Origin of the sequence: Amaricoccus solimangrovi, from assembly GCF_006385685.1 — a bacterium.
Classification (GTDB): Bacteria; Pseudomonadota; Alphaproteobacteria; order Rhodobacterales; family Rhodobacteraceae; genus Amaricoccus; species Amaricoccus solimangrovi.
The window spans coordinates 22,580-44,343 of the sequence record NZ_VFRP01000003.1; the positions used below are offsets into that span (position 1 = coordinate 22,580).

General features: G+C 70.9%; 28 protein-coding genes. 24 read left to right on the forward strand and 4 right to left on the reverse strand.

What is annotated here, in order from left to right:
* Window positions 1–813 carry a CDP-alcohol phosphatidyltransferase family protein gene (locus FJM51_RS04670; protein ID WP_140452960.1) on the forward strand — a complete coding sequence of 271 codons (813 nt, stop codon included), beginning with the start codon at window positions 1–3 and terminating at the stop codon, window positions 811–813.
* Window positions 814–816: 3 nt separating this feature from the next.
* Window positions 817–1,458: a class I SAM-dependent methyltransferase gene (locus FJM51_RS04675; RefSeq protein WP_140452961.1), complete on the forward strand. Its 642-nt coding sequence runs from the start codon at window positions 817–819 to the stop codon at window positions 1,456–1,458.
* A 61-nt stretch (window positions 1,459–1,519) separates the two neighbouring features.
* On the opposite strand, the gene FJM51_RS04680 is transcribed toward FJM51_RS04675, so the two are convergent.
* Window positions 1,520–2,149: a TlpA disulfide reductase family protein gene (locus tag FJM51_RS04680; RefSeq protein WP_233712980.1), complete on the reverse strand. Its 630-nt coding sequence runs from the start codon at window positions 2,147–2,149 to the stop codon at window positions 1,520–1,522.
* Here FJM51_RS04680 and argH point away from each other — a divergent pair.
* The 4 genes from argH to FJM51_RS04695 all read left to right on the forward strand — a co-directional run bounded on the left by argH (window position 2,148) and on the right by FJM51_RS04695 (window position 7,626).
* The gene (gene argH / locus FJM51_RS04685; protein ID WP_140452963.1) at window positions 2,148–3,542 is read left to right on the forward strand and encodes an argininosuccinate lyase; all 1,395 of its coding nucleotides are present in this window, start codon (window positions 2,148–2,150) and stop codon (window positions 3,540–3,542) included. The two genes, FJM51_RS04680 and argH, sit on opposite strands and share 2 nt — an antisense overlap.
* Complete coding sequence (locus tag FJM51_RS24670) at window positions 3,539–3,673, forward strand: hypothetical protein (protein ID WP_267901368.1); 135 nt, start codon at window positions 3,539–3,541, stop codon at window positions 3,671–3,673. The genes argH and FJM51_RS24670 overlap by 4 nt, the downstream gene beginning before the upstream one ends.
* A gap of 97 nt (window positions 3,674–3,770) precedes the next feature.
* Window positions 3,771–5,039 (forward strand): diaminopimelate decarboxylase, encoded by a 1,269-nt coding sequence (gene lysA / locus FJM51_RS04690; protein WP_140452964.1) that lies wholly within the window; start codon window positions 3,771–3,773, stop codon window positions 5,037–5,039.
* Between the two features lie 52 nt (window positions 5,040–5,091).
* Complete coding sequence (locus FJM51_RS04695; RefSeq protein WP_140452965.1) at window positions 5,092–7,626, forward strand: TIGR02302 family protein; 2,535 nt, start codon at window positions 5,092–5,094, stop codon at window positions 7,624–7,626.
* 4 nt (window positions 7,627–7,630) lie between these two features.
* On the opposite strand, the gene FJM51_RS04700 is transcribed toward FJM51_RS04695, so the two are convergent.
* Window positions 7,631–8,446 carry a zinc-ribbon domain-containing protein gene (locus tag FJM51_RS04700; RefSeq protein WP_140452966.1) on the reverse strand — a complete coding sequence of 272 codons (816 nt, stop codon included), beginning with the start codon at window positions 8,444–8,446 and terminating at the stop codon, window positions 7,631–7,633.
* A gap of 166 nt (window positions 8,447–8,612) precedes the next feature.
* On the opposite strand from FJM51_RS04700, the gene FJM51_RS04705 reads away from it, so the two are divergent.
* The 3 genes from FJM51_RS04705 to FJM51_RS04715 are packed head-to-tail and all read left to right on the forward strand — an operon-like array spanning window position 8,613 to window position 10,943.
* A complete protein-coding gene (locus FJM51_RS04705) occupies window positions 8,613–9,290 on the forward strand; it encodes a cell division ATP-binding protein FtsE (protein ID WP_140452967.1) in 678 nt (225 codons plus the stop codon).
* Entirely contained in the window at window positions 9,287–10,180 is an 894-nt protein-coding gene (locus FJM51_RS04710) for a cell division protein FtsX (RefSeq protein WP_140452968.1), read from the forward strand. The genes FJM51_RS04705 and FJM51_RS04710 overlap by 4 nt, the downstream gene beginning before the upstream one ends.
* A 4-nt stretch (window positions 10,181–10,184) precedes the next feature.
* Window positions 10,185–10,943, forward strand: a complete 759-nt coding sequence (locus tag FJM51_RS04715) for a lysophospholipid acyltransferase family protein (RefSeq protein ID WP_140452969.1) — start codon at window positions 10,185–10,187, stop codon at window positions 10,941–10,943.
* 16 nt (window positions 10,944–10,959) lie between these two features.
* Here the strand turns inward: FJM51_RS04715 and FJM51_RS04720 are convergent, their stop codons facing one another.
* Window positions 10,960–11,922, reverse strand: coding sequence for an acetyl-CoA carboxylase carboxyltransferase subunit alpha (locus FJM51_RS04720; protein ID WP_140452970.1), 963 nt, complete (start codon window positions 11,920–11,922; stop codon window positions 10,960–10,962).
* A gap of 349 nt (window positions 11,923–12,271) precedes the next feature.
* Between FJM51_RS04720 and FJM51_RS04725 the strand changes: the two genes are divergently transcribed.
* The 4 genes from FJM51_RS04725 (at window position 12,272) to FJM51_RS04740 (ending at window position 14,820) form a co-directional block, all read left to right on the forward strand.
* Window positions 12,272–13,075, forward strand: coding sequence for a flagellin N-terminal helical domain-containing protein (locus tag FJM51_RS04725; RefSeq protein ID WP_140452971.1), 804 nt, complete (start codon window positions 12,272–12,274; stop codon window positions 13,073–13,075).
* A 93-nt stretch (window positions 13,076–13,168) separates the two neighbouring features.
* Window positions 13,169–13,549, forward strand: coding sequence for a flagellar biosynthesis regulator FlaF (gene flaF, locus FJM51_RS04730; RefSeq protein WP_140452972.1), 381 nt, complete (start codon window positions 13,169–13,171; stop codon window positions 13,547–13,549).
* Entirely contained in the window at window positions 13,546–13,953 is a 408-nt protein-coding gene (flbT, locus tag FJM51_RS04735; protein ID WP_140452973.1) for a flagellar biosynthesis repressor FlbT, read from the forward strand. The genes flaF and flbT overlap by 4 nt, the downstream gene beginning before the upstream one ends.
* Window positions 13,954–13,974: 21 nt before the next feature.
* Entirely contained in the window at window positions 13,975–14,820 is an 846-nt protein-coding gene (locus tag FJM51_RS04740) for a DUF1217 domain-containing protein (RefSeq protein WP_140452974.1), read from the forward strand.
* Here the strand turns inward: FJM51_RS04740 and FJM51_RS04745 are convergent.
* Window positions 14,795–16,129 (reverse strand): FliI/YscN family ATPase, encoded by a 1,335-nt coding sequence (locus tag FJM51_RS04745; RefSeq protein WP_140452975.1) that lies wholly within the window; start codon window positions 16,127–16,129, stop codon window positions 14,795–14,797. The genes FJM51_RS04740 and FJM51_RS04745 overlap by 26 nt on opposite strands.
* A gap of 85 nt (window positions 16,130–16,214) precedes the next feature.
* Here FJM51_RS04745 and FJM51_RS04750 point away from each other — a divergent pair, with 85 nt between their 5' ends.
* The 11 genes from FJM51_RS04750 to FJM51_RS04795 all read left to right on the forward strand — a co-directional run bounded on the left by FJM51_RS04750 (window position 16,215) and on the right by FJM51_RS04795 (window position 21,756).
* The gene (locus FJM51_RS04750) at window positions 16,215–16,610 is read left to right on the forward strand and encodes a FlgB family protein (protein WP_140452976.1); all 396 of its coding nucleotides are present in this window, start codon (window positions 16,215–16,217) and stop codon (window positions 16,608–16,610) included.
* An 11-nt stretch (window positions 16,611–16,621) separates the two neighbouring features.
* On the forward strand, window positions 16,622–17,014 hold the full coding sequence (flgC, locus tag FJM51_RS04755) for a flagellar basal body rod protein FlgC (protein ID WP_140452977.1): 393 nt from the start codon (window positions 16,622–16,624) through the stop codon (window positions 17,012–17,014).
* 32 nt (window positions 17,015–17,046) lie between these two features.
* Window positions 17,047–17,340, forward strand: coding sequence for a flagellar hook-basal body complex protein FliE (gene fliE, locus FJM51_RS04760; protein WP_140452978.1), 294 nt, complete (start codon window positions 17,047–17,049; stop codon window positions 17,338–17,340).
* Window positions 17,341–17,373: 33 nt separating this feature from the next.
* Complete coding sequence (locus FJM51_RS04765) at window positions 17,374–17,679, forward strand: flagellar biosynthetic protein FliQ (protein ID WP_140452979.1); 306 nt, start codon at window positions 17,374–17,376, stop codon at window positions 17,677–17,679.
* A 68-nt stretch (window positions 17,680–17,747) separates the two neighbouring features.
* Window positions 17,748–18,470: a flagellar hook-basal body complex protein gene (locus tag FJM51_RS04770; protein WP_140452980.1), complete on the forward strand. Its 723-nt coding sequence runs from the start codon at window positions 17,748–17,750 to the stop codon at window positions 18,468–18,470.
* A 16-nt stretch (window positions 18,471–18,486) separates the two neighbouring features.
* Window positions 18,487–19,272, forward strand: coding sequence for a flagellar basal-body rod protein FlgG (gene flgG, locus FJM51_RS04775; protein ID WP_140452981.1), 786 nt, complete (start codon window positions 18,487–18,489; stop codon window positions 19,270–19,272).
* Between the two features lie 5 nt (window positions 19,273–19,277).
* Window positions 19,278–19,703, forward strand: coding sequence for a flagellar basal body P-ring formation chaperone FlgA (flgA, locus tag FJM51_RS04780; protein WP_140452982.1), 426 nt, complete (start codon window positions 19,278–19,280; stop codon window positions 19,701–19,703).
* Window positions 19,700–20,419 (forward strand): flagellar basal body L-ring protein FlgH, encoded by a 720-nt coding sequence (gene flgH, locus FJM51_RS04785; RefSeq protein WP_140452983.1) that lies wholly within the window; start codon window positions 19,700–19,702, stop codon window positions 20,417–20,419. Before flgA ends, flgH begins: the two co-directional genes overlap by 4 nt.
* A gap of 20 nt (window positions 20,420–20,439) precedes the next feature.
* Window positions 20,440–20,910 (forward strand): flagellar basal body-associated FliL family protein, encoded by a 471-nt coding sequence (locus tag FJM51_RS23690; protein ID WP_181164446.1) that lies wholly within the window; start codon window positions 20,440–20,442, stop codon window positions 20,908–20,910.
* 109 nt (window positions 20,911–21,019) lie between these two features.
* Window positions 21,020–21,187 (forward strand): hypothetical protein, encoded by a 168-nt coding sequence (locus FJM51_RS23695; RefSeq protein WP_181164447.1) that lies wholly within the window; start codon window positions 21,020–21,022, stop codon window positions 21,185–21,187.
* A 77-nt stretch (window positions 21,188–21,264) separates the two neighbouring features.
* Window positions 21,265–21,756, forward strand: a complete 492-nt coding sequence (locus FJM51_RS04795) for a hypothetical protein (RefSeq protein ID WP_140452984.1) — start codon at window positions 21,265–21,267, stop codon at window positions 21,754–21,756.
* Window positions 21,757–21,764 lie beyond the last annotated feature (8 nt).

The following is a 21,764-nucleotide window of genomic DNA, read 5'->3' on the forward strand; positions in this document are numbered from 1 at the left end:
ATGATCTCTCCGCGCCGGGAAAAGCTCCCCTTCCTCCATCTGCTGCCGAGCCTCGTGACCATCATCGGGCTCTGCGCCGGGCTGACGGCGATCCGCTTCGCCTATGCCGAGAAATACGCGCTGGCGGTCCTGCTGGTCCTCGTGGCCGCCGCGCTCGACGGGGTGGACGGGCTCCTGGCGCGACGGCTGAACAGCGTCAGCCCCTTCGGCGCGGAACTCGATTCGCTCTGCGACTTCCTTGATTTCGGGGTGGCGCCCGGAATCATCGTCTACCAGTTCGCGCTGGCGGACGCGGTCGATCTCGGCTGGGTGCTGGTCCTCGTCTATATCGTCTGCTGCTGCCTCAGGCTCGCGCGGTTCAACGTGAACCGCGACGCGCCGACCGGCGGCGCGGTGCCCCGCTTCGTCGGCGTCCCCGCCCCGGCCGGCGCGCTGCTCGCGCTGCTGCCGATGTTCGCGACCTTCGCGGGGCTCTGGGACGCGCGCGACCTGCCCGCGCTCGTCGCCCCCTGGCTCGGCCTCGTCGGCCTGCTGATGGTCAGCCGGCTGCCGACCTTCAGTCCGAAGGCGATCCGGATCCCGCGCGACAAGGTACGCTTCCTCCTGATCGGAACCGCGATCGTCGTCGGCCTCGCCGCGACGCGGTTCTGGCTGCTGATGGTGCTGGTGGCGCTCGCCTATGTCGCGACGCTCATCCACGCCGCGATCCGGCTGCGCGGGACCACCGCGCGGGGCGGAGATGACCCGCGGGACGGGCCCGGGGAGGGGCCCGATCCGAACCCTGAGAACGAAGACAAAACAATCCGAGGGTAGCTTATGGAACTGAAGGCAGTCGGCGCTTCCTATCGCCGGTGGGCTCCGGTCTACGATCAGACCTTCGGCGCGATCACGCGCGCCGGACGGGCCAAGGCGGTCAGCCACGTCAACGCCCGGCAGGGCAAGGTGCTGGAGGTCGGGGTCGGAACCGGCCTCGCGCTGCGCCATTACAAGGACGGGGTCGAGGTGACGGGCGTCGATTTCTCCCCCGAGATGCTCGAGAAGGCCCGGGCCAAGGTCGAGGAACAGCGGCTGAGCCACGTGACCGAGCTGCGCCGGATGGACGCGCGCGCGCTCGACTTCCCCGACGACACGTTCGACACCGTGGTCGCGATGTATCTCGTCTCCGTCGTGCCGGAGCCCGAGAAGGTGGTGGCGGAGATGGCCCGAGTCTGCAAGCCCGGCGGCGAGGTGGTGATCGTCAACCATTTCGCCCGCGAGGACGGACCGCTCGCCCGGCTGGAGCGCGGGTTCGCCCCCTTCGCCGACCTGCTCGGCTGGCATTCGGACTTCCCGATCGAGCGCGTGCTCGGGAGCGAGGATCTCGAGGTGGTCGAGCGGCGCGACTTCCCGCCCTTCGGCATGTTCACCTTCCTGCGGCTCCGCAAGCGGCCGGCCGAGGCCCTGGCCGAGGCGGTCTGACGCCCGCGGGCGGGCGCCAGCCTGGTGGCGGACCGGCGGGTCCGCCTTCCCCCCCCCCGCCTCAGCCCGGCAGCGCGGCGAGATAGTCGAAGATCACCTTCGCATCCGCGCCGCTCCAGTCGGCGCCGCCCATGAGCCGGGCGATTTCCCCGCCCTCGCGGTTGAGGATGAGCGTGACCGGCAGGCCCATCACATCCATGCCCCGCGCCAGCTTGCTCTTCGGATCGAGATAGCCGTCGGCGAGCGCGGTGATCCCCACCTCCCTGTTGAACCGGTCGATCGCCGCGGGGTCGTTGCGGCCGGTGGCGATCGGGATCACCTGGAAATCCGGGCCGCCCCGCGTCTTCTCGAGCGCGTCGAGCGCGGGGAATTCCTCCCGGCAGGGCGCGCACCAGGTCGCCCAGAAGTTCACGACCCGGATCTTCCCGTCGCTTTCGGAGAGGCTGTGCTCGCCGCCGTCGCGGTCGAAGACCGGATCGCCGGGAACCGGAACCGGCTCCGGATGGACGACCAGCTTCCGCATTTCCCCGGCCCTCAGCGCCTCGAGCTCGCCGCGCTGGTCCGGCGTCAGGCTCTGGGCCGCGGCGGGGTTTGCGCCGATGAGGGCGGCGGCGTATAGCAGGGCCGCGAGCAGCGGGGCCGGGACGGCGCGCGAGCTTGGGGCGGCGAAGCGGCGGATGGGCAGGCGCATGACTGAAAAGACCTCGAACGCGATGTGGGGTGGCCGGTTCGCGGCCGGACCGGACGCGATCATGGAAGCGATCAATGCCTCGATCGGCTTCGACAAGCGCCTCGCGGCCCAGGACATCGAGGCCAGCCGCGCCCATGCCGCGATGCTGGCGCGGCGGGGCATCCTGACTGATACCGACGCCGAACTCATCCGGGAAGGTCTGCTCACGGTCTTGTCAGAGATCGACTCCGGCGAATTCCGCTTCTCGACCGCGCTCGAGGACATCCACATGAACGTGGAGAGCCGGCTGCGGGAACTCATCGGCGAGGCCGCGGGGCGGCTTCATACCGCGCGGTCGCGCAACGATCAGGTCGCCACCGACTTCCGTCTCTGGGTCCGCGGCCAGTGCGACGCGGCCATCGAAGGGATCGAGGCGCTGATGCGCGCGCTTCTCGCCCAGGCCGAGGACGGGGCGGAGACGGTCATGCCGGGCTTCACCCACCTGCAGGTGGCCCAGCCCGTCACCTGGGGGCATCACATGCTCGCCTATGTCGAGATGCTAGCCCGCGACCGTTCGCGATTCGAGGACGCGCGGGCGCGGATGAACGAAAGCCCGCTCGGCGCCGCGGCCCTCGCGGGCACGTCCTTCCCGATCGACCGGCATTTCACGGCGCAGGCGCTCGGCTTCGACCGGCCGATGGCCAATTCGCTCGACGCCGTCTCCGACCGCGACTTCGCGCTCGATTTTCTCTCGGCCGCCAGCCTGACCGCGACGCATCTGAGCCGCCTGGCGGAGGAGCTCGTGATCTGGTCGACCGCCCAGTTCCGCTTCGTGACGCTGTCCGACCGCTTCTCCACCGGCTCCTCGATCATGCCGCAGAAGAAGAACCCCGACGCGGCGGAGCTGATCCGCGCCAAGGTCGCGCGCGTGAACGGCGCCCTGGTCGCGTTGCTCACGGTGATGAAGGGCCTGCCCCTCGCCTATTCGAAGGACATGCAGGAGGACAAGGAGCAGGTCTTCGACGCCGCCGACAGCCTGATGCTCGCGCTCGCCGCGATGACGGGCATGGTCGGCGACATGCGCCCCAACGTGGACCGGCTGCGCGAGGCGGCGGCGAGCGGCTTCTCGACGGCGACCGATCTCGCAGACTGGCTGGTGCGCGCGCTGGGTCTGCCGTTCCGCGACGCGCATCACGTGACGGGGGCGCTGGTGAAGCGCGCCGAGGACCGCGGCGTGGACCTGCCAGAACTGAGCCTCGAGGAGATGCGCGCGGTCCATGACGGGATCACGGCGGATGTCTACGAGGTGCTCGGGGTCGAGAATTCCGTCGCGAGCCGGGCGAGCTACGGCGGCACCGCGCCGACGCAGGTCCGCGCCCAGATCGCCCGCTGGCGCGAAACCTTTCCGGCATGAGCCGCGCCGCGCTGATCCTCGCGCTTCTCCTCGCGGGCTGCGGGATCAAGGGCCAGCCCGGAACTCCGGGCGGCCAGCCGCTCCCCGTCCCGCAACCCCAGCCCCCGCAGGCCGACCTGCCGACCGACTGAGGAGGCGGGCTCCTAGCGCGAGGCGGCTGTCAGCTTGATTCCCGCCGCCGCGCCGGATAGGCACGCGCCGCCGGACCGGCTGCGCGAAAGGTGCCCGATGGATCATTTTCTCTACCGCGAAGGCATCCTTCACGCCGAGGACGTGCCCCTGACCGAGATCGCCCGCGCGGTCGGCACGCCCGTCTATGTCTATTCGGTCGCGACCCTCACCCGCCATTACCGTGTCTTCCAGGAGGCGCTGGCGGGGATGGATCACCTGATCTGTTATGCGATGAAGGCGAATTCGAACCAGGCGGTACTCCGCGTCATGGCCAATCTCGGCGCCGGGATGGACGTCGTGTCGGGCGGGGAATACATCCGCGCCCGCGCCGCCGGCGTGCCGGGCGAGCGGATCGTCTTCTCCGGCGTCGGCAAGACGCGCCAGGAGATGCGCGACGCGCTCCGCCACGGCATCCGCCAGTTCAACGTCGAGTCCGAGCCGGAACTCCGCGCGCTCTCGGAGGTCGCGGTCTCGCTCGGCACCCGCGCGCCGATCGCGATCCGCGTCAATCCGGACGTCGATGCCAGAACCCATGCGAAGATCGCCACCGGCAAGTCGGAGAACAAGTTCGGCATTCCGATCGCGCGCGCCCGCGAGGTCTATGCCGAGGCGGCGGCGCTGCCCGGGATCGAGGTGGTGGGGATCGACGTCCATATCGGCAGCCAGCTGACCGACCTCGCGCCGTTCAAGGCCGCCTTCGCCAAGGTCGCCGATCTCACCGGGACGCTTCGGGCCGAAGGGCACGACATCCGCCGGCTCGACCTCGGCGGCGGTCTCGGCATCCCCTATCGCCGCGACAACGAGGCGCCGCCGCTCCCCTTCGACTACGGGGGCGTGATCCGCGAGACGCTCGGCCATCTCGGCTGCGAGATCGAGATCGAGCCGGGGCGGCTCATCGTCGGCAACGCGGGGATCCTCCTCGCCTCGGTCATCTGGCTCAAGCACGGCGAGGGGCGCGACTTTCTCGTGCTCGACGCGGCGATGAACGACCTGGTGCGGCCGGCGATGTACGAGGCCTTCCACGAGATCGTCCCCGTCGCGGAAGCCGCGCCCGGGATCGAGCGTCATCCGGTCGATATCGTCGGCCCCGTCTGCGAGACGGGCGACACCTTCGCCCGCGAACGCCCGATGCCCCCGCTCGGCGAGGGCGATCTGGTCGCCTTCCGCTCCGCCGGGGCCTATGGCGCGGTGATGGCCTCGGAATACAATTCCCGCCCGCTGGTGCCGGAGGTGCTGGTCTCCGGGGATCACTTCGCCGTGGTGCGCGCGCGACCGAGCTTTGACGAAATGCTGAACCGCGATACCATCCCGGACTGGATCGACTGAGATTCCCGCGCCGGCGGATGTTCCGACCCGGCGCGCCCCGGAAGCGAGGCGGATGAGGCAGAGCCCAGAGGACGAGATTCCGCGCGACGACAGGCTGGCTGGCACGATTCGGCGCACCCGCGCCGGAATGATCGTGGAACGGCTGCTGCGCGCCTTCTGGCCCCTCGGATCGCTGACCGCCGCCTTCTGGTCCGTCCTCGCCTTCGGCCTGCCCGAACTGCTGACGCGCGGCCAGATGATCGCCGTGCTGGTCGCCACCGGCCTCGCGGCGCTCTGGCTCGGCTGGCGCGGGGTCGGCGCCTTCCGCTGGCCGAGCCCGCGCGAGGCGCGCGACCGGGTCGATTCGACGCTCCCGGGCGCGCCGCTCGCGGCGCTGGAGGACGCGCAGGCGCTCGGCACCGGAGATCCGGGCTCCCGCGCGGTCTGGGCCGCGCATCTCGCCCGGATGCGCCGCGCGGCGACCGCCGCCCGGCCGGTGGCCCCCGACCTGCGCCTCGCGAGCCGGGATCCCTTCGCGCTCCGCCTCGCCGCGCTCGTCCTGCTCGGCGCCGCGCTCGTCTTCGCCGGCGGCGAGGGGCTGAGGGGCGTCGGCGCGGCGATCCGGCCGGCCGGCCCGTCCCGGGTCGCAACCGGGCCGAGCTTCGAGGGCTGGGCCGAGCCGCCGGATTATACCGGCCGCCCGACGCTCTATCTCCCCGACATCCACTCCGCCACGCCCGTGAGCGTGCCGGCGGGCACCCGGATCACGATCCGTGTCTACGGGGGCGAGGGCGCGGACTTCGCTCTGGACGAGAGCGTCTCGGAGGGAACGCCCGCCGCGCTGGCCGAGAGCGCGCCCGGCATCGCCAGCGCCGAATTCGAGGTGCGCCGCGACGGCGCGGTCAGCCTGACCCGGGGCGGCGGCGCGCTCGGCAACTGGAGCTTCGCCGTCGAACCGGACCTGCCGCCGACCATCGCGCTCGCCGAGCCGGTGACGATGGTCGAGGAGGGCAAGACCCGGATCGCCTATCTGGCGAAGGATGACCACGGCATCGCCAAGGCGCGGGCCGAGATCGCGCTCGACCCGTCCCGCGCGGACCGCCGCTACGGGCTCGCGGTCGAGCCGGTGGCGCGGCCGCCGCTCGTCATCGACCTGCCGATGCCGATGACCGGCGCGGGCGCCGAGGTGAACGAGGCGCTGGTCGACGATTTCTCGAAGAGTCCCTTCGCCGGCCTGCCGGTCCTTCTCACGCTGAGCGCCGAGGATGCGATCGGACAACGCGGCGACAGCGGGCCGATCGCGACCCTGCTGCCCGCGCGGCCCTTCTACGATCCGCTCGCCGCCGCGCTGGTGGAACAGCGCCGCGACCTGCTCTGGTCGCCGGAGAATGCCACCCGCGTCACCCGCGTCCTGCGCGCGGTGACGGTCCAGCCGGACGAAGTGTTCGACAGTCCCCGCGCCTATCTGATCACCCGCGCCGCGATCCGCGAACTCGCCGGGGCGAACGCCCGGGGCAAGGCGGCCGACGTGGTCGACGACGTGGCCGAGGCGCTCTGGCGCGCGGCGCTCCTGATCGAGGATGGCGGGCTGACCGGGGCGAAGGCCCGGCTCGACCGCGCGCGCGAACGGCTGTCGGAGGCGCTGCGCAACGACGCGTCGGACGAGGAGATCGCGCGCCTGATGGACGAGCTCCGCCAGGCGACGCAGGACTACATGCAGCAGATGGCCCGCGAGGCGATCGAGCGTGGCGAGCAGCAGAAGGCCGACAACGCGCCCCAGGGCCAGACGATGACCCAGGACCAGATCCAGGAGTTGATGCGCCGGATCCAGGAACTGTCGGAACAGGGCCGCAAGGCCGAGGCCGAGCAGCTGCTCGGCATGCTGCAGCAACTTCTCGACAGCATGCGGATGCAGGTCACCCAGGGGGGCGAGGGCCAGGGCGGGCAAGGCCAGCGGACGATGCAGGGGCTCGCCGACGCGCTGCGCGAACAGCAGGGGCTCGCCGACGATTCCTTCCAGGAGCTCCAGCGGAAGTTCCGGGAGAACCGGGACCAGGCCGAGAGCGGCCAGGGCGAGAACGGCTCACCCCAGCCGGGGGCCGAGGGCGACCAGCGCGGGCCGAGCGCGTCGGACCTGGCGCGCCGCCAGGAGGCGCTGCGCCAGTTGATGGAGGGGATGCAGGGGGATCTGCCGGGCGAGGCGGGAGAAGCCGCCCGCGAGGCGATGCGCCAGGCGGAGCGGAGCATGGGCGACGCGCGCGACCGGCTGAACCAGGGCGACGCCGCCGGGGCGCTCGACCGGCAGGCCGAGGCGATCGACCGGCTGCGCGAGGGCATGCGCGAGATGTCGAAGGACATGCGCCAGGACGGCCAGCAGGTCGGCGAGGGAGAGCAGGACAGCCAGTCCCGCGCCCAGAACGGCCGGGATCCGCTGGGTCGGCCGCTCGGCTCGCGCGGCGGAATCGGCGGGAGCGAGAACATGCTGCCCAACGCCGATGCCATCGCCCGGGGACGTGCCCTGCTCGACGAGATCCGCCGGCGCGCGGGCGAGCAGTTCCGTCCGCAACTCGAACTCGACTATCTGCGGCGGCTGCTCGACCAGTTCTGACGGGTCAGCCCGGCTGCTTGCCGGAGGCGCCCTCGAACCGGTCCCGCAGCCATTCCCGCGCGCCGTCGACCGCGTCGCCGTAGCTCCCGAGCGCGGGGGCCGCCGCCGGTATCTGCTCGGCGAGCGGATCGCGCCAGACGTAGATCTCGAGGGCGAGCCCCGCCACCAGCAGCGCGAGGATGAAGCCCGGCAGGAAGCGGCGCTTCGGCTTCACGGGCGCGGGCGGTTCCGCATGCGCGGCCGCGACCTCGATCCGGGGCGGGACGCGCGGCGCCTCGCGGAGCGCGATCCGGGGCTCCCCCGCCTCCGGGACCGCGGGAGCGGCGGGTTCCGCCGCCGGTTCGGGCCGCGGCGCCACGATCCTCGGCCGTGCCTCGGAGAGCGGGGCCTCCTCCTCTGGCGGGAGGTCCGGCGGGGCGGCGGCCTCCGGCTCCGCCGTTTCGGGTTCCGGTTCCCGCGCGCGCTCCTCCGGTGCCTCGGGCTCCGGGACGGAGGCCGGCGATTCGTCGGGGCCGTCCGCCTCGCCCCCGGGCTCCGGTCTCGCCACCGGCTCGGCCGGCCGGGGAGGGGCGGGACGCGCCGCGGCGGCGCCGGGGAAGGGGATCGGTTCCGCGCCGCCGGTTCCCGCGCCGGGCACCGGCCGGACCGAGCGGGTCTCGAGCTTGCGCAGGATCTGCTCCTCGCTGAGCGCCTCCCGGGCCTCGCCATGCATGAACCATCGGGTGTGGCAGGCGGTGCATTGCACATGCTTGCCGGCGGGCGGGATCAGCCCCTCCGGGACGTCGTATTCGGCGCCGCAATTGGGGCAGGTGACACGCATCGGAAGCCTCTTCGGAGCCGCCCGCCACGCGCGAATCGGCTTCTCCCTTCTAGCGGCGGCCCCGGCGCATTCCAAGGAGCCGGGGGGCGCGCGATCCGGCGGAGGGGGGCGTTGCGCTGCCCGGCGACGGCTGTATAACTCGTCGCCACTATCGGCGGAGGACCCGGTGATCGAATTCGAGCAGGCAGGGTTCAGCTACGGCGACCATGCCATTCTCCGGGACATGAGCCTGACCCTGGCGCCTGGTTCGTTCCAGTTTCTCGTCGGCCCGTCGGGCGCCGGCAAGACGACCTTCCTGCGGCTGTGCTACCTCGACCTCGCGGCGACGACGGGCGAGGTGCGCCATTTCGGCCGCTCCATCGCGCCGTCGGAACGCGACGCGATCGCCGATCTGCGCCGCCGGGTCGGCGTGGTGCATCAGGATTGCCAGTTCCTCGACCACCTGCCGATCTCCGAGAACATCGCCCTGCCCCTCACGGTCAACGGCATCGACCCGCGGGAGCGGGAGGAGGATCTGCGCGCGCTGCTGCAATGGGTCGATCTGACCGCGCGCGTGGACGCCGCGCCGCCGCTCCTCTCGGGGGGCGAGCGCCAGCGGGCGGCGGTGGCGCGGGCGGTGATCCTCAGCCCCGACGTGATCCTCGCCGACGAGCCGACCGGCAATCTCGACTGGGACATGGCCCAGCGCGTGCTGACGCTGCTGGTCGAGCTCAACCGGATGGGAAAGACCGTGCTGATCGCGACCCACGACCTGAACCTGATCCGCGCCGCGAAGGCGCGGGTCCAGGCCCGCGTGCTGCGCATCGCGCAGGGGCGGGTGCAGCTCGCGGGGGCGGATCTGTGAGCGCGGCGGGCCGGTTTCTCAGGGGTGACCCCGGCGCGGGCCGCGTCGTCCCCAGGGGCGCGCGCGCGGCCGTCTCGGTCGGATTTCTCGCCGGGGTGATGGCCTTCTTCGCCGTGCTCGCCCTCGCCCTCGCGCTCGCCGCGGGGCGGCTCGCCGAGAACTGGTCGGGCGAACTCGCACGCGACGCGACGCTGCAGATCTTCGCCCCCAAGGATCAGGTGGAGGCGCAGGCGCGCGCCGCGCTCAACGTGCTGCGCACCACGCCGGGCATCCTTTCCGTGCGCGTCGTGACGCTCGACGAGCAGAAGGCGCTGCTCGAACCCTGGCTCGGGCCCGGCTTCGCGGTCGAGACGCTGCCGCTGCCGCTCCTGATCGCGGTCACGACGGACCGCGCCGAACTGAACGAGGAGAGCCTCGCCCTGCGCCTCGGAGCGGAGGCGCCGGGCGCGGTCTTCGACAATCACGCCGCCTGGCGCCTGCCCCTCGTCACCACGGCGGAGCGGCTCCGGCTCTTCGCGCTGGTCTGCCTCGGCCTGACGGCGCTCGCACTCGCCGCGGTGGTGGGGCTCGCCGCGCAGGCGGCGGTGGCGGCGAACGGGCAGGTGATCCAGACCCTTCGGCTCATCGGGGCGCGCGACAGCTACATCAGCCACGCCTTCACCCGGCGCTTCACCCTGCGCGCCCTCGGCGGCGCGGTCATCGGCACGGCGGCGGGGCTCGCGCTTCTCGCCGCGCTCCCCCAGGCCAGCGAGCAGGGCTTCTTCCTCGTCGGCATCGGCCTCCAGGGCTGGCACTGGGCGCTGCCGGTGCTCGTTCCCCTGATCGCGGGCCTTGTCGCCTGGGCCGTCACCCGGTTCGCCACGCGGGCGAGCCTGCGCCGCTGGAGCTGATGCGATGCGCCTGATCCGCTCCCTGATCTTCGACATCGCCATGTACGGGCTCATGGCGATCATGGGAATCCTCTGCGCGCCGATGGCGCTCTGGTCGGTCGATGGCGCCTATCGCGCGATCAAGGCTTATTGCGGCGCCGTTTTCTGGCTTCTGCGGGTGATCTGCGGGCTCCGGGTCGAGGTCCGGGGCGAGATCCCGACCGGCGACGTGATCGTCGCCTCGAAGCACCAGTCCTTCCTCGACATCATGATCCTCTCCTACCACCTGCCCCGCGTCCGCTTCATCATGAAGCAGCAGCTCCGCTGGGCGCCGATCCTCGGCCTCTACGCGCTCCGGATCGGATCGACGCCGGTGAACCGGGGCAAGCGCGCGGCGGCGATGAAGGCGATGGTCTCGGATGTGGAGAAGGACAGCGGCACGCCGCACCAGCTCGTCATCTATCCCCAGGGAACGCGCACGCTGCCCGGCGCGAAACTGCCCTACAAGGTCGGGGCGGGCGTGCTCTACGAACGGCTCGGCAAGACCTGCGTGCCGGCGGCGACCAACGTGGGCGTGTTCTGGGCCCGGCGGAGCCGCTACCGCGACCCCGGCGTCGCCGTGGTGGAGTTCCTGCCGCCGATCGCCCCGGGGCTCAGGATCTCCGAATTCATGCGCCGGCTCGAGGAAACGGTGGAGGAGAATTCGGACCGGCTGATGCGGGAGGCGGGCTTCGCCCTGCCCGCCCCGGAGGCCGGGCCGGCGAAGAAACCGGAAGCCATGTGAGGCGCGGGCGGAACGCTCAGGCGACCAGCGCCTTCTGCCCCATGTCGAGATACTTCTTCCGGCGCGCCTTGCGCAGCTCGCCCGGCTTCCGGCCCGAGACCTGACCCAGCAGATCCGCGATCGCCGCGCCGACGCGGGCCACGGTCTCGGTCTTGTTGCGCTGCGCGCCCCCGCGCGGCTCGGGCACGACCGTGTCGACCACGCCCAGCGCCAGCAGATCCTGCGCGGTCAGCCGCAGCGCCTCGGCCGCCTCCTTCATCTTCTCCGCGTCCTTCCAGAGGATCGAGGCGCAGCCCTCTGGCGAGATCACCGAATAGATCGAATGTTCCAGCATCGCGAGCCGGTCCGCGGTGGCGAAGGCGACGGCCCCGCCCGAGCCACCCTCGCCGATGATCACCGAGACGATCGGCACGCCGAGCTGGAGGCATTTCTCGGTCGAGCGCGCGATCGCCTCGGCCTGACCGCGTTCCTCGGCGCCCTTGCCGGGATAGGCGCCGGGCGTGTCGACGAGGGTGATCACCGGAAGCCCCATCCGGTCCGCGAGATCCATGAGGCGGATGCCCTTGCGATAGCCCTCGGGCCGGGCCATGCCGAAATTGTGCTCGAGCCGGGTCCTGGTGTCATGGCCCTTCTCGAGCCCGATCACCATCACCGCGCGGTCGTTGAACCGCGCCAGGCCACCCATCACCGCGTGGTCGTCGGAGAAGCCGCGGTCGCCCGCGAGCGGCGTCCATTCGGTGAAAAGCCCGTCGATGTAGTCCCGGCAATGCGGCCGGTCCGGATGCCTGGCCACCTGGCATTTCCGCCACGGGTCGAGCCCCCGGTAGAGCTCTTCCAGCAGCGTCGCCGCCTTCTTGTCGAGCGCGGCAGCCTCCTCCTCGACATCCATCTCGGAATTCTTGCGCCCGAGCGCCCGCAGCTCCTCGGCCTTGCCCTCGATCTCGGCGAGGCCCTTTTCGAAGTCGAGATAGTTCTGCATGTCCGCTCCGTCGGTTCGGGGCCGTATATTGAGTGGCGCGAGGGGGATTGCAACAGCCGCGCGCGCGCCCCGGGCGGCGGAGCCGGGACGCCGGACGCAAGCGCGAAATCGTACCGCGCGCCCGGACCGGATCAACCGCTTCTTAACCATGATCGCGCCCGCGCGTTAGCCATTGCTTAGGCTCGCGGCGCGAGAGTGCGGCTCACGCGGCCAAAACGGCCGGCGCGGCGGGGGGCGAACAGCCCGGCGCCGCAGACCTCAGAAGGGCGATCATCGGCGCCGCCGCGCGGCGGGGCCGGCACATGAAACCGCGGCGTCGAAAGCGCCGCTCGCCGAAGGAAATCACCGCATGTCCAGCATCCTGACCAACACCGGGTCGATGGTCGCCCTCCAGACCCTGAAGTCGGTCAACAAGGGCCTCAACAAGGTCCAGGACCAGATCTCGACGGGTCTGAAGGTCTCCACCGCCAAGGACAACTCCTCGAACTGGTCGATCGCCTCGACCATGTCCTCCGACGTGGCGAGCTACGAATCGCTCGGCGGCTCGCTGACCTCCGCCTCCGCGATGGTCGGCACCGCGCGCTCCGCGGCCGAGCAGATCTCCGGAATCCTGAAGGACATCCAGACCAAGATCGTCCAGGCCGAGAACCCGGACTCGGACACGACCAAGATCCAGGCCGAGGTGACCGCGCTGACCGACACGATCACCTCGATCGCCAAGTCGGCCCAGTACAACGGCATCAACCTGGTCGAATCCGGCGCGACGGCGCAGGACATCACTGTCTCGATCATGCGCGACTCGAGCGGCGCGCTCACGACCGAGACCTTCAGCGTCGGCGCCCAGGACCTGGAGACGCTCGGCGCGGCGCTCGTGGTCGGCACCGCGACGGTCGACGACCTCGACACGCTGATCGACTCGGCCAACACCGCCGCCGCCGCCTTCGGCGCCGCCCAGGCCCGCATCGACGCCCAGAACGCCTTCCTGTCGAAACAGGCCAATTCGATCAAGGAAGGCGTGAGCGCGCTGGTCGACGCCGACATGGAGGAGGCATCCGCCCGGCTGACCGCGCTGCAGACCCAGCAGCAGCTCGGCATCCAGGCGCTGTCGATCGCCAACCAGGCGCCGCAGACGGTGATGTCGCTGTTCAGGTAAGCCTCCCGGGGCGGCGCCCTCCGGCCCGCCCCTCCCCCTCCATCGGCGTAACCTGCCCCCCGCCGCCGCGCGGGGTTCCCAAGGGGTTTCCAGATGAACCTGAATGCCCGGGCCCGTTCCGGCTATGGCGCCGCCGCGGCGCCGATCCGCACCGATCGCGGCGCGGAATACGCGATCTTCGCGAAGATCACCCACCGACTGAGCGAGGCGGAGCAGAGCGACAAGAACGCCTTTCCGAAGCTCGCCGCCGCGGTCTGCGACAACCAGCGGCTCTGGGGCGCGCTGCGCCAGGATCTGATGAGCGAGGGCAACGGGCTGCCGATCGACCTGCGCGCGCGGCTGATCGGGCTCGCGGAATTCGTGCGCGGCCACAGCCTGAAGGTGCTGGCGGGCGAGGGCTCTCTCCTGCCGCTCATCGACATCAACACCGCCATCATGCGGGGCCTGCGCGGCGAGGCGGAGGCCGCGGCGTGAGCGGGCTCGTCCTGAAGCTCGGCCCCCGGGAGCGGGTGATGATCAACGGCGTCGTGATGGAAAACGGCGACCGCCGCGCCCGGCTGAACGTGCTCACGCCCGATGCCAACGTGCTGCGCCTGCGCGACGCGATCCACCCGGAGGAGGCGAACACGCCGGTGCGTCGCGTCTGCTACATCGCCCAGCTCGTGCTCGCGGGCGAGGCGGAGCCGGGCGAGGCGCGCCGCCAGCTGCTGCGCGGGATCGAGCAGCTGAGCCAGGTGTTCCAGGATCCCGACAGCCGCGCGCATCTCAGCGGCGCGACCGAGGCGGTGATCGAGGGCCGCTTCTACCAGGCGATGCGCGGTCTGAGGAATCTGCTGCCCCGCGAGGCACGGCTGCTCGCGGCGCGGCCGGCCGGCTGAGGCCGCGGGGAGGAAGGCGCCATGAGCTACACGCCACAGGTTCCGCTCTCCGGCATCGCCGGCTGGCGCCTCCTCGGGCGGACCGAGGCGGCGCAGCGCGCCGCCTTCGGGAACAGCGCCGACATCAAGGCCGATGTCGCCTATTTCGCCGAACATGTCGGCTCGGTCGGAAGCGCCGAGGAACTCATGGCGGACCGGCGGCTCCTGAAGGTCGCGCTCGGGGCCTTCGGGCTCGGCGAGTGGATCGACAGGAAGGCCTTCGTCCGGAAGGTTCTCGAGGAAGGCACGACGGAGAAGGACGCGCTGGCGGTCCGGCTGACCGAGCCGAATTTCCGGAAGCTCTCCGCCGCCTTCGGCTTCGGCGACGCCTCGGGCGCCCGGACCGCCACGGAAGGCTTCGCGGCGAAGATCGCGGAAGCCTACGAGACGCGCGCCTTCGAGGCGGCCGTGGGCGAGGCCGACGAAGACATGCGGCTCGCGCTGAACTTCCGGCGCGAGATCGCGGATCTGGCCGGATCGGAAGGCGAAAAGGGCGGAAGCTGGTATTCGATCATCGGCTCCAGGACGCTGAGCCAGGTGGCGCAATACGCGTTCGGGCTGCCGACCGCCTCCTTCGGCGCGCTGGACGTGGACCGGCAGCGCGACATCCTGATGAAGAAATGCGAAGCCGTCTTCGGGTCGAGCGATCTCTCGGTGTTCCGCGATCCCGCCAATGTCGGCAAGCTGATCGACCGTTTCCTCGCGCGCTCGCAGCTCGAGAACGGCTCGACAAGCACCGCCGGAAGCTCGCCCGCGCTGACGCTGCTCCGGTCGGACGGGTCGAGCGGATCCGAGGGAATCCTCAACCTGCTCCTGTCACGGCGGTAGTTCCCTCGAGAATCTCGCCAAGCCGCGCGAAGCTCCGGTCGACGCCGGGCGATCTCTCGGTGAAACAGGCGTCGAGCGCCGGCCAGAGCCGCGCCGCCTCGTCGATCGCGGGATCGCTGCCCGCGACATAGAGCCCGGTCCGGATCATCAGCGCGGCGTTCTCGTAGGTCGTCAGGATGCGCCGTGCCCGCAGGATCAGGACGTTTTCCTCCGCGCTCGCGATCCGGGGCAGGCTGCGCGAGACGGAACGCCGGACATCGACGGCCGGGAAGCGCCCGCGCTCGGCGATGTCGCGGTCGAGGACGACATGGCCGTCGAGCACGCCGCGCGCGATATCCGCGACCGGCTCCTCCATGTCCGAGCCCGCGACCAGCACGCTGAAGACGCCGGTGATATCGCCCTTTCCGGAGGGACCCGGCCCCGCCCGCTCGCAGAGCGCCGCGATCAGATTGGCGACGGAGGGCGGAAAGCCCCTGAGGCTCGGCGCCTCGCCGGTCGTGAGCGCGATCTCGCGATGCGCCTCGGCGAAGCGGGTGAGCGAATCGATCAGCAAGAGCACGTGCCGGCCCTGATCGCGAAACGTCTCCGCCACCGCCATCGCCATCCAGGCCGCGCGCCGCTTGATGAGCGGCGCCTGGTCGGAGGTCGCCGCGATGACGACGGAGCGCGCCATTCCCTCGGGCCCGAGCACGTGATCGACGAAGTCGCGCAGCTCGCGCCCCCGCTCGCCGATGAGTGCGAGCACGACGACATCCGCCTCGATCCCGCGGGCGAGGTCGGCGAGGAGCGTCGACTTGCCGACCCCCGAACCCGCGAAGATGCCGATACGCTGGCCGCGAGCGAGCGGCAGCATGGTGTCGAAGACGGCGAGCCCGGTCGCGAGCCGCGCGCCGAGCCCCTTCCGCGTCGCGGGCGCCGGCGCCGCGGCCCGCGGATCGGCGCTCGCCGCGCCGGCGCGGAGCGGCCGGCCGTCGAGTGGCTGGCCGAAGGCGTCCACGACGCGCCCGGTCCAGGAGATGTCGGGATGAACCCCCGCCCGGCCGGTCAGCGCGACGGCGTCGCCCACCGCGACGCCGTCGATCGGCCCATAGGCCATCGCCCGGGCGCGCGCGGCGTCGAGAGCGACCACCTCGCCCCCCAGCCGCTCCCCCCGCGCCGAGGCCACCTCGACCTGATCGCCGATCCGCGCGTGACGCGTCAGCCCCTCGACCTCGATCGTGGCGGCGCCGACGCTTGCGACGCGGCCGACGCGGCGGGTGTTGGAGAGTCGGGAGAATTCCGCGGCGAGGGCGGAGAAGTCGGTTTCCATCGGTGTGATCCGCGCGAGTTTGATTACCTTTCCTCAACTCCTCGTGGTTAAGGCTCGGTTGCCAAGCCGAGGAGCACCGCCCGCCATGGACCTGAACCTCAATGTTCTGCGCCTTGCGAGCGGGCTCGCGAGCCATGCGGGCCGGCGCCAGGCGTTGATCGCGGAGAACGTGGCGAACGCGGACACGCCGGGCTTCCGCGCCCGCGACCTGCCAGGGTTCGGCGCGCTCCTCGATCAGTCCGCGCCGCCCTTCACCGCGAAAACGACCCGGGCGGGGCACATCCCCTTCGGCGCCGACGCGATCCTCGGCGCCGAGCCCCGGCCCGACGCCGTCGAGGGCGCGGACGCGCCCAACGGCAATTCCGTCTCGATCGAGGACCAGATGATGCGCGCCGCGGATGCGCGCCAGAGCCACGACCTCGCGCTCGGCGTCTATTCGAAGTCGCTCGACATCCTGCGCGCCGCGCTCGGTGCGAAATAGGGAGAAGCCCGATGGATGATCTGCTGAGAACCCTCGCCACCGCCGCGAGCGGGATGCGGGCGCAGGCGACGCGCGTCCGGCTCGGCGCGGAGAACATCGCCAACGCCGATACGCCCGGCTACCGCCGCAAGACGGTGAGTTTCGAGGAAGCCCATGCCCGGGCCGGCGATCCGGTCACGGTGACGACAGGCCCGGTGATGCTCGACCAGAGCGAGACGCGGAGCAGCTTCGAACCGGACAATCCGCTCGCCGACGGGGACGGCTACGTTCACGGCTCCAATGTCGACCTGATGGTCGAGATCGCCGATTCGCGGGAGGCGAACCGCTCCTACGAGGCGAACCTCCGCGTCTTCGACCAGGCCCGGCGGATGGCCGATTCGCTGCTCGGCCTGCTGCGGCGCTGACCCCTCTTCTTCCCCAGCCAGAAAGGCACGTCATGGATATTCGCGCGACCCTCGCGGCCCGGCTCTACGGCCAGACCCCCGCCCTCGCCCGGCCCGAGCCGAAGCTGACGGAGACGCCGGCCCGGACTTCCGCCACCACCGGCTCCGACTTTCTCGACACGATGCGCGCGGGCGAGGACACGGTGACGGCGGGCCTCGCCGGACGCGCCGATCCCCAGGCCGTGGTGGAGGCGCTGGCCGCGACCGAGATGGCGGTGCGGACCGCCGTCGCGGTGCGGGACAAGGTCGTGGAGGCCTATCAGGAAATCCTGCGCATGCCGGTCTAGGGCGGAGCGGGCTCCGGCCCGGGGGAAGCCGGCATGAGCGAGGCGGAGATTCTCGACATCCTGCGTTCGGCGCTCTGGACAGCGCTCACCGTCTCGACGCCGATCCTGACGGTCGCGCTGGTCGTGGGGCTCGTGATCGGCCTGGCGCAGGCGCTGACCTCGGTGCAGGAGACGACGCTGACCTTCGTGCCGAAGCTCGGCGCGATCCTCGCGGTCTTCTGGATCACGATGAGCTTCTCCGGCCATACGCTGACGAAATTCTATCAGGACGAGATCATTCCGAGAGTGATCGGCCGCGGGGCGGATCTCGGCCCGCCTTCGCCTCACTCCGCGGATTGAGCGGATTTTCACTCAGGGGCCCGACAGGTCCGCCACGGCCCCCGGGCCTCGAACACGGGAGTATCGCGATGGATCTCGCAGGCTATGTCGCGCTGACGCGTCAGGCGGGTCTTTCCCGGGAAATGCGCTCCGTCGCGAACAACATCGCCAACATCTCCACCACGGGCTTCCGGCGCGAGGGCGTGATCTTCGCCGAGGAGGTGAAGGCGCTGCCGCTGGAGGGCGGGGCGGTCGCGATGACCTCGGCGCGCGCGCGCTACACCGACGAGGCGCGGGGCGCGCTCGAACGGACCGATGGCACGCTTGACCTCGCGATCGAGGGGGACGGGTTCTTCACCGTGATGACGCCGCGCGGCCCGCGCCTCACCCGCGCCGGCGCCTTCGGACGCGACGCGGAGGGCCAGATCGTGACGCCCGACGGCGCGCCCCTGCTCGACGAGGGCGGCGGCGCGATCACGATCCCGTTCGAGGCGAAGACGATCGGCATCGCCGCCGACGGAACCGTCTCCGCCGACGGCCAGCCGCTCGCCCGGCTCGGCGTCGTGACGGTCGAGGACCGGACGAAGCTCTTCCGCGAATCCGGCACCCTCTTCCGCGCCGACGCCGATCCCGCGCCGGCCGCGGGCGCGAAGGTGCTTCAGGGCTTTCTCGAAGGCTCGAACGTCAATCCGGTGCTCGAGATCGCCCGGATGATCGAGGTGCAGCGCGCCTATGAATACGGCCAGAAGCTGATGGACCAGGAGGACGCCCGCGTCCGCCTCGTCGTCCGGACCCTCGGCGGCCAGAGCTGATCCCGAAAGGATAACCATGCGTGCATTGAACATCGCGGCGACGGGCATGGCGGCCCAGCAGACGCGGGTCGAGGTCATCTCGAACAACCTCTCCAACATGAGCACCACCGCCTACAGCCCGCGGCGGGCGGAATTCGCCGACCTGCATTACGAGCAGGTGGCGCGGCCCGGCACGATCAACGCGACCGACGGCACGGTCCTCCCGGCGGGCGTGCAGCTCGGCCTCGGCGTGCGCGCGGCGGCGGTCTCGGTCGACATCCGGCAGGGCACGCTCAACGAGACCGGCGGCTCGCTCGACCTCGCGATCGAGGGCAGGGGCTATCTCGAGGTGACCCTGCCCTCCGGAGAGGCCGCCTATACCCGCGACGGCGCGCTGAAGCGGACGGGCGACGGGCTGATCGTCACCTCGGAAGGCTTTCCGGTCGAACCCCGGGTCACGATCCCGGAGGATGCGAAGGAGATCACCGTCAACGCCGCCGGCGAGGTCTACGCCTATTTCGACGGCGAGACCCAGGCGCAACTGCTCGGCCAGTTCAACATAGCGAGCTTCGCGAACGAGAAGGGGCTCGAGGCGACGGGGGGCAATCTCTACCGCGAGACCGAGGCTTCCGGCGCCCCGACCGTGGGGGCGGCGGGCGAGGACGGACGCGGCACCTTCCGCCAGGGCTATCTCGAAGCCTCCTCGGTCGACGCGGTGCGCGAGATCACCGGCCTGATCGAGGCCCAGCGCGGCTACGAGATGAATGCGAAGGTCATCACGGCGGCGGACCAGATGCTCTCCGCCACGGTCGATATCCGGTAGGTCCGATGCAGCGCCTCGTTCTTCTCTGCCTCGCCGCGTTTCTCGCCGCTCCGCCGGCGCGCGCGGGTACCGTCGTCCCGGCGCGGCCGATCCGCGGCCAGTCGATCCTGACCGCCGGCGACCTGACGCTCAGCGACGCCGACACGCCCGGCGCCCTCTCCTCGATCGAGGAGGCGGTCGGCAAGGAGGCGAAGGTCACGCTCTATACCGGCCGCCCGATCCTCGTGAACCAGATCGGGGAGCCCGCGCTCGTCGAGCGCAACCAGCTCGTCCGGATGACCTACGCGGACGGACGGCTGTCGATCACAGCCGAGGGCCGCGCGCTCGATCGCGCAGGCGTCGGAGAGGAGGTGCGCGTGATGAACCTGACGTCCCGCCAGGTCGTGACGGGCCAGGTGACGCCCCGGGGCGGCGTCATGGTGGCGCGATGACCCGCCGGCTGATCCTGCTGGCGCCGCTGCTCGCCCTGGGCTGCGCGCCGATCATGCGCCCCCCCGAGATGACCGCGATCGGAAGCGATCCCGGCCAGGAACTCGTGACCTCCGACCGCGCCGCCCTCGCCGTGCCGGCGCCACAGGCCGCGCGCTACGAATATCAGCAGGCCTCGCTCTGGAACACCGGACCGAAGGGGCTGCTCGGCGACCGCCGCGCCCGGGGCCTCGGCGACCTGCTCACGGTTTCGATCGAGATCGACGAGTCGGCGGAGATGAAGAACACGACGAGCCGGACCCGCTCCGGCGGCGACGGCGCGGGTCTGAACGCCGCCTTCGCGATCCAGAACGTCCTGCCGTTCGACACCACCAGACTCTCGCCCTCGCTCGATCTTTCCTCGGATTCGAGTTTCAGGGGCAATGGCGCGACCCGGCGCGACGAGAAGCTCAGGCTCCGGATCGCGGCGACGGTGATCCAGGTGCTGCCGAACGGCCAGATGGTGATCCAGGGCGATCAGGAAGTGCGCGTGAACAACGAGCTGCGCGACCTGCGCGTGACCGGCATCGTCCGGCCGGAGGACATTTCGCGCCACAACGAGATCGAGTACGACCGGATCGCGGGCGCGCGGATCTCCTATGGCGGCAGGGGCCAGCTCACCAGCGCGCAGCAGCCGCGGTGGGGACAGCAGATCGCCGACCAGATCCTGCCCTACTGACCCGCCTCCGGAGACCTCGCATGAAGAAGATCCTTCCCCTCCTTCTCGCCCTGACCGGCCTCGTCGTCGGGATCGGCGCCGGCCTGACGCTGCGCCCCTCCCCCGCGCCGGTGGCGGAGGAGGCGGCGGGGGAGGAAACGGCGGAGCCGGAGGAGAGCGCCGCCGGCTTCGTCGCCGTGCCCTTCGCCGGACCCTTCGTCGTCCCGGTCTTCCGCGACGGCGCCACCGTCGCGCTGGTCGTGATCTCGCTCGCGGTGGAGGTGGAGCCCGAGGGTGCCGAGGAGGTGAGGGCGGCGGAGCCGAAGCTGCGCGACGGTTTCCTCAAGGTGATGTTCCGCCACGCCAATTCCGGCGGATTCGACGGCGACTTCACGACCGGCCCGAAGATGGACGATCTCAGGGCGGCGCTGCGCAAGACCTTGCGCACCCTCCTGCCTCTCCCGCCGACCGGCGCGGTGCTCGTCACCGAGATCGCCCGCCAGGAGAGCTGACCGGCAAGCCATGCGGCGAATGCATGGCGAGATTGCGAACCTGTCTCTTTCCACAGGCATGCCAAATACCTAAATCATCGACGAAGAATGAAACGGAAAGGTAAAACAAATGATCGTCGATGCTTATCAGCAAGTCCTGCGCAATAGCGAACTCGTCTCCCGGAAGCCGGCGCAGCAGTCCAAGGTTCGCACGGACAATACTGCCAGCGCCTGGTTCGCGCACTACGCTTCGCTCCTGGCCGGGATCTGGGGCAAGGACACCGCGCCGCTCGTCTGATCACGGGCGCCATCGCTTGGCACTTGGTAGCTCGGGCCTCCTCCTCTACACTCGCGGAAAACGCCGGGGAGGAAGCCATGAGTCTCAAGGACAGCTTCACGTCTGAGGAATGGGCGCGGGTTCTGGGCGCTCCGATGATCGCGGGAATCGCGGTCACCGCCGCGGAGCCGGGCGGGCTCTGGGGCGCCGTCAAGGAAAGCCTCGCCGTCGCCGGCGCGATCGGCAAGGCCAAGAGTCAGGGGGGCCAGAACGCCCTGATCGACGCGGTCGTGGCCGCCTACGAGACCTCCGAGGGGCGGGATCTCGCCCGGGGAGTGCTGAAACACGAGGCCTATGGCCGCAAGCCGCCGGAAATCGTCGAGGCGGCGATCGCCGAACTCACCGACGTGTCGCGGCTGGTCACGGAGAAGGCGCCGGACGAGGCCGCCGGATTCAAGGCCTGGCTCGGCGAGATCGCGAACAAGGTGGCGGAAGCCGGGACGGAGGGCGGATTCCTCGGCTTCGGCGGCGAGAAGGTGAGCGCGGCGGAGAAGGCCACGCTCGACAAGATCGACTCCGTCCTCGCCTGAGCCGCCGT

Coding starts and splice junctions, on each gene's coding strand:
- FJM51_RS04670 (WP_140452960.1), top strand. CDS start 1: ATGATCTCTCCGCGCCGGGAAAAGCTCCCCTTCCTCCATCTGCTGCCG.
- FJM51_RS04675 (WP_140452961.1), top strand. CDS start 817: ATGGAACTGAAGGCAGTCGGCGCTTCCTATCGCCGGTGGGCTCCGGTC.
- argH (WP_140452963.1), top strand. CDS start 2,148: ATGACTGAAAAGACCTCGAACGCGATGTGGGGTGGCCGGTTCGCGGCC.
- FJM51_RS04680 (WP_233712980.1), bottom strand. CDS start 2,149: ATGCGCCTGCCCATCCGCCGCTTCGCCGCCCCAAGCTCGCGCGCCGTC.
- FJM51_RS24670 (WP_267901368.1), top strand. CDS start 3,539: ATGAGCCGCGCCGCGCTGATCCTCGCGCTTCTCCTCGCGGGCTGCGGG.
- lysA (WP_140452964.1), top strand. CDS start 3,771: ATGGATCATTTTCTCTACCGCGAAGGCATCCTTCACGCCGAGGACGTG.
- FJM51_RS04695 (WP_140452965.1), top strand. CDS start 5,092: ATGAGGCAGAGCCCAGAGGACGAGATTCCGCGCGACGACAGGCTGGCT.
- FJM51_RS04700 (WP_140452966.1), bottom strand. CDS start 8,446: ATGCGTGTCACCTGCCCCAATTGCGGCGCCGAATACGACGTCCCGGAG.
- FJM51_RS04715 (WP_140452969.1), top strand. CDS start 10,185: ATGCGCCTGATCCGCTCCCTGATCTTCGACATCGCCATGTACGGGCTC.
- FJM51_RS04720 (WP_140452970.1), bottom strand. CDS start 11,922: ATGCAGAACTATCTCGACTTCGAAAAGGGCCTCGCCGAGATCGAGGGC.
- FJM51_RS04725 (WP_140452971.1), top strand. CDS start 12,272: ATGTCCAGCATCCTGACCAACACCGGGTCGATGGTCGCCCTCCAGACC.
- flaF (WP_140452972.1), top strand. CDS start 13,169: ATGAACCTGAATGCCCGGGCCCGTTCCGGCTATGGCGCCGCCGCGGCG.
- FJM51_RS04740 (WP_140452974.1), top strand. CDS start 13,975: ATGAGCTACACGCCACAGGTTCCGCTCTCCGGCATCGCCGGCTGGCGC.
- FJM51_RS04745 (WP_140452975.1), bottom strand. CDS start 16,129: ATGGAAACCGACTTCTCCGCCCTCGCCGCGGAATTCTCCCGACTCTCC.
- FJM51_RS04750 (WP_140452976.1), top strand. CDS start 16,215: ATGGACCTGAACCTCAATGTTCTGCGCCTTGCGAGCGGGCTCGCGAGC.
- flgC (WP_140452977.1), top strand. CDS start 16,622: ATGGATGATCTGCTGAGAACCCTCGCCACCGCCGCGAGCGGGATGCGG.
- fliE (WP_140452978.1), top strand. CDS start 17,047: ATGGATATTCGCGCGACCCTCGCGGCCCGGCTCTACGGCCAGACCCCC.
- FJM51_RS04765 (WP_140452979.1), top strand. CDS start 17,374: ATGAGCGAGGCGGAGATTCTCGACATCCTGCGTTCGGCGCTCTGGACA.
- FJM51_RS04770 (WP_140452980.1), top strand. CDS start 17,748: ATGGATCTCGCAGGCTATGTCGCGCTGACGCGTCAGGCGGGTCTTTCC.
- flgG (WP_140452981.1), top strand. CDS start 18,487: ATGCGTGCATTGAACATCGCGGCGACGGGCATGGCGGCCCAGCAGACG.
- flgA (WP_140452982.1), top strand. CDS start 19,278: ATGCAGCGCCTCGTTCTTCTCTGCCTCGCCGCGTTTCTCGCCGCTCCG.
- flgH (WP_140452983.1), top strand. CDS start 19,700: ATGACCCGCCGGCTGATCCTGCTGGCGCCGCTGCTCGCCCTGGGCTGC.
- FJM51_RS23690 (WP_181164446.1), top strand. CDS start 20,440: ATGAAGAAGATCCTTCCCCTCCTTCTCGCCCTGACCGGCCTCGTCGTC.
- FJM51_RS23695 (WP_181164447.1), top strand. CDS start 21,020: ATGATCGTCGATGCTTATCAGCAAGTCCTGCGCAATAGCGAACTCGTC.
- FJM51_RS04795 (WP_140452984.1), top strand. CDS start 21,265: ATGAGTCTCAAGGACAGCTTCACGTCTGAGGAATGGGCGCGGGTTCTG.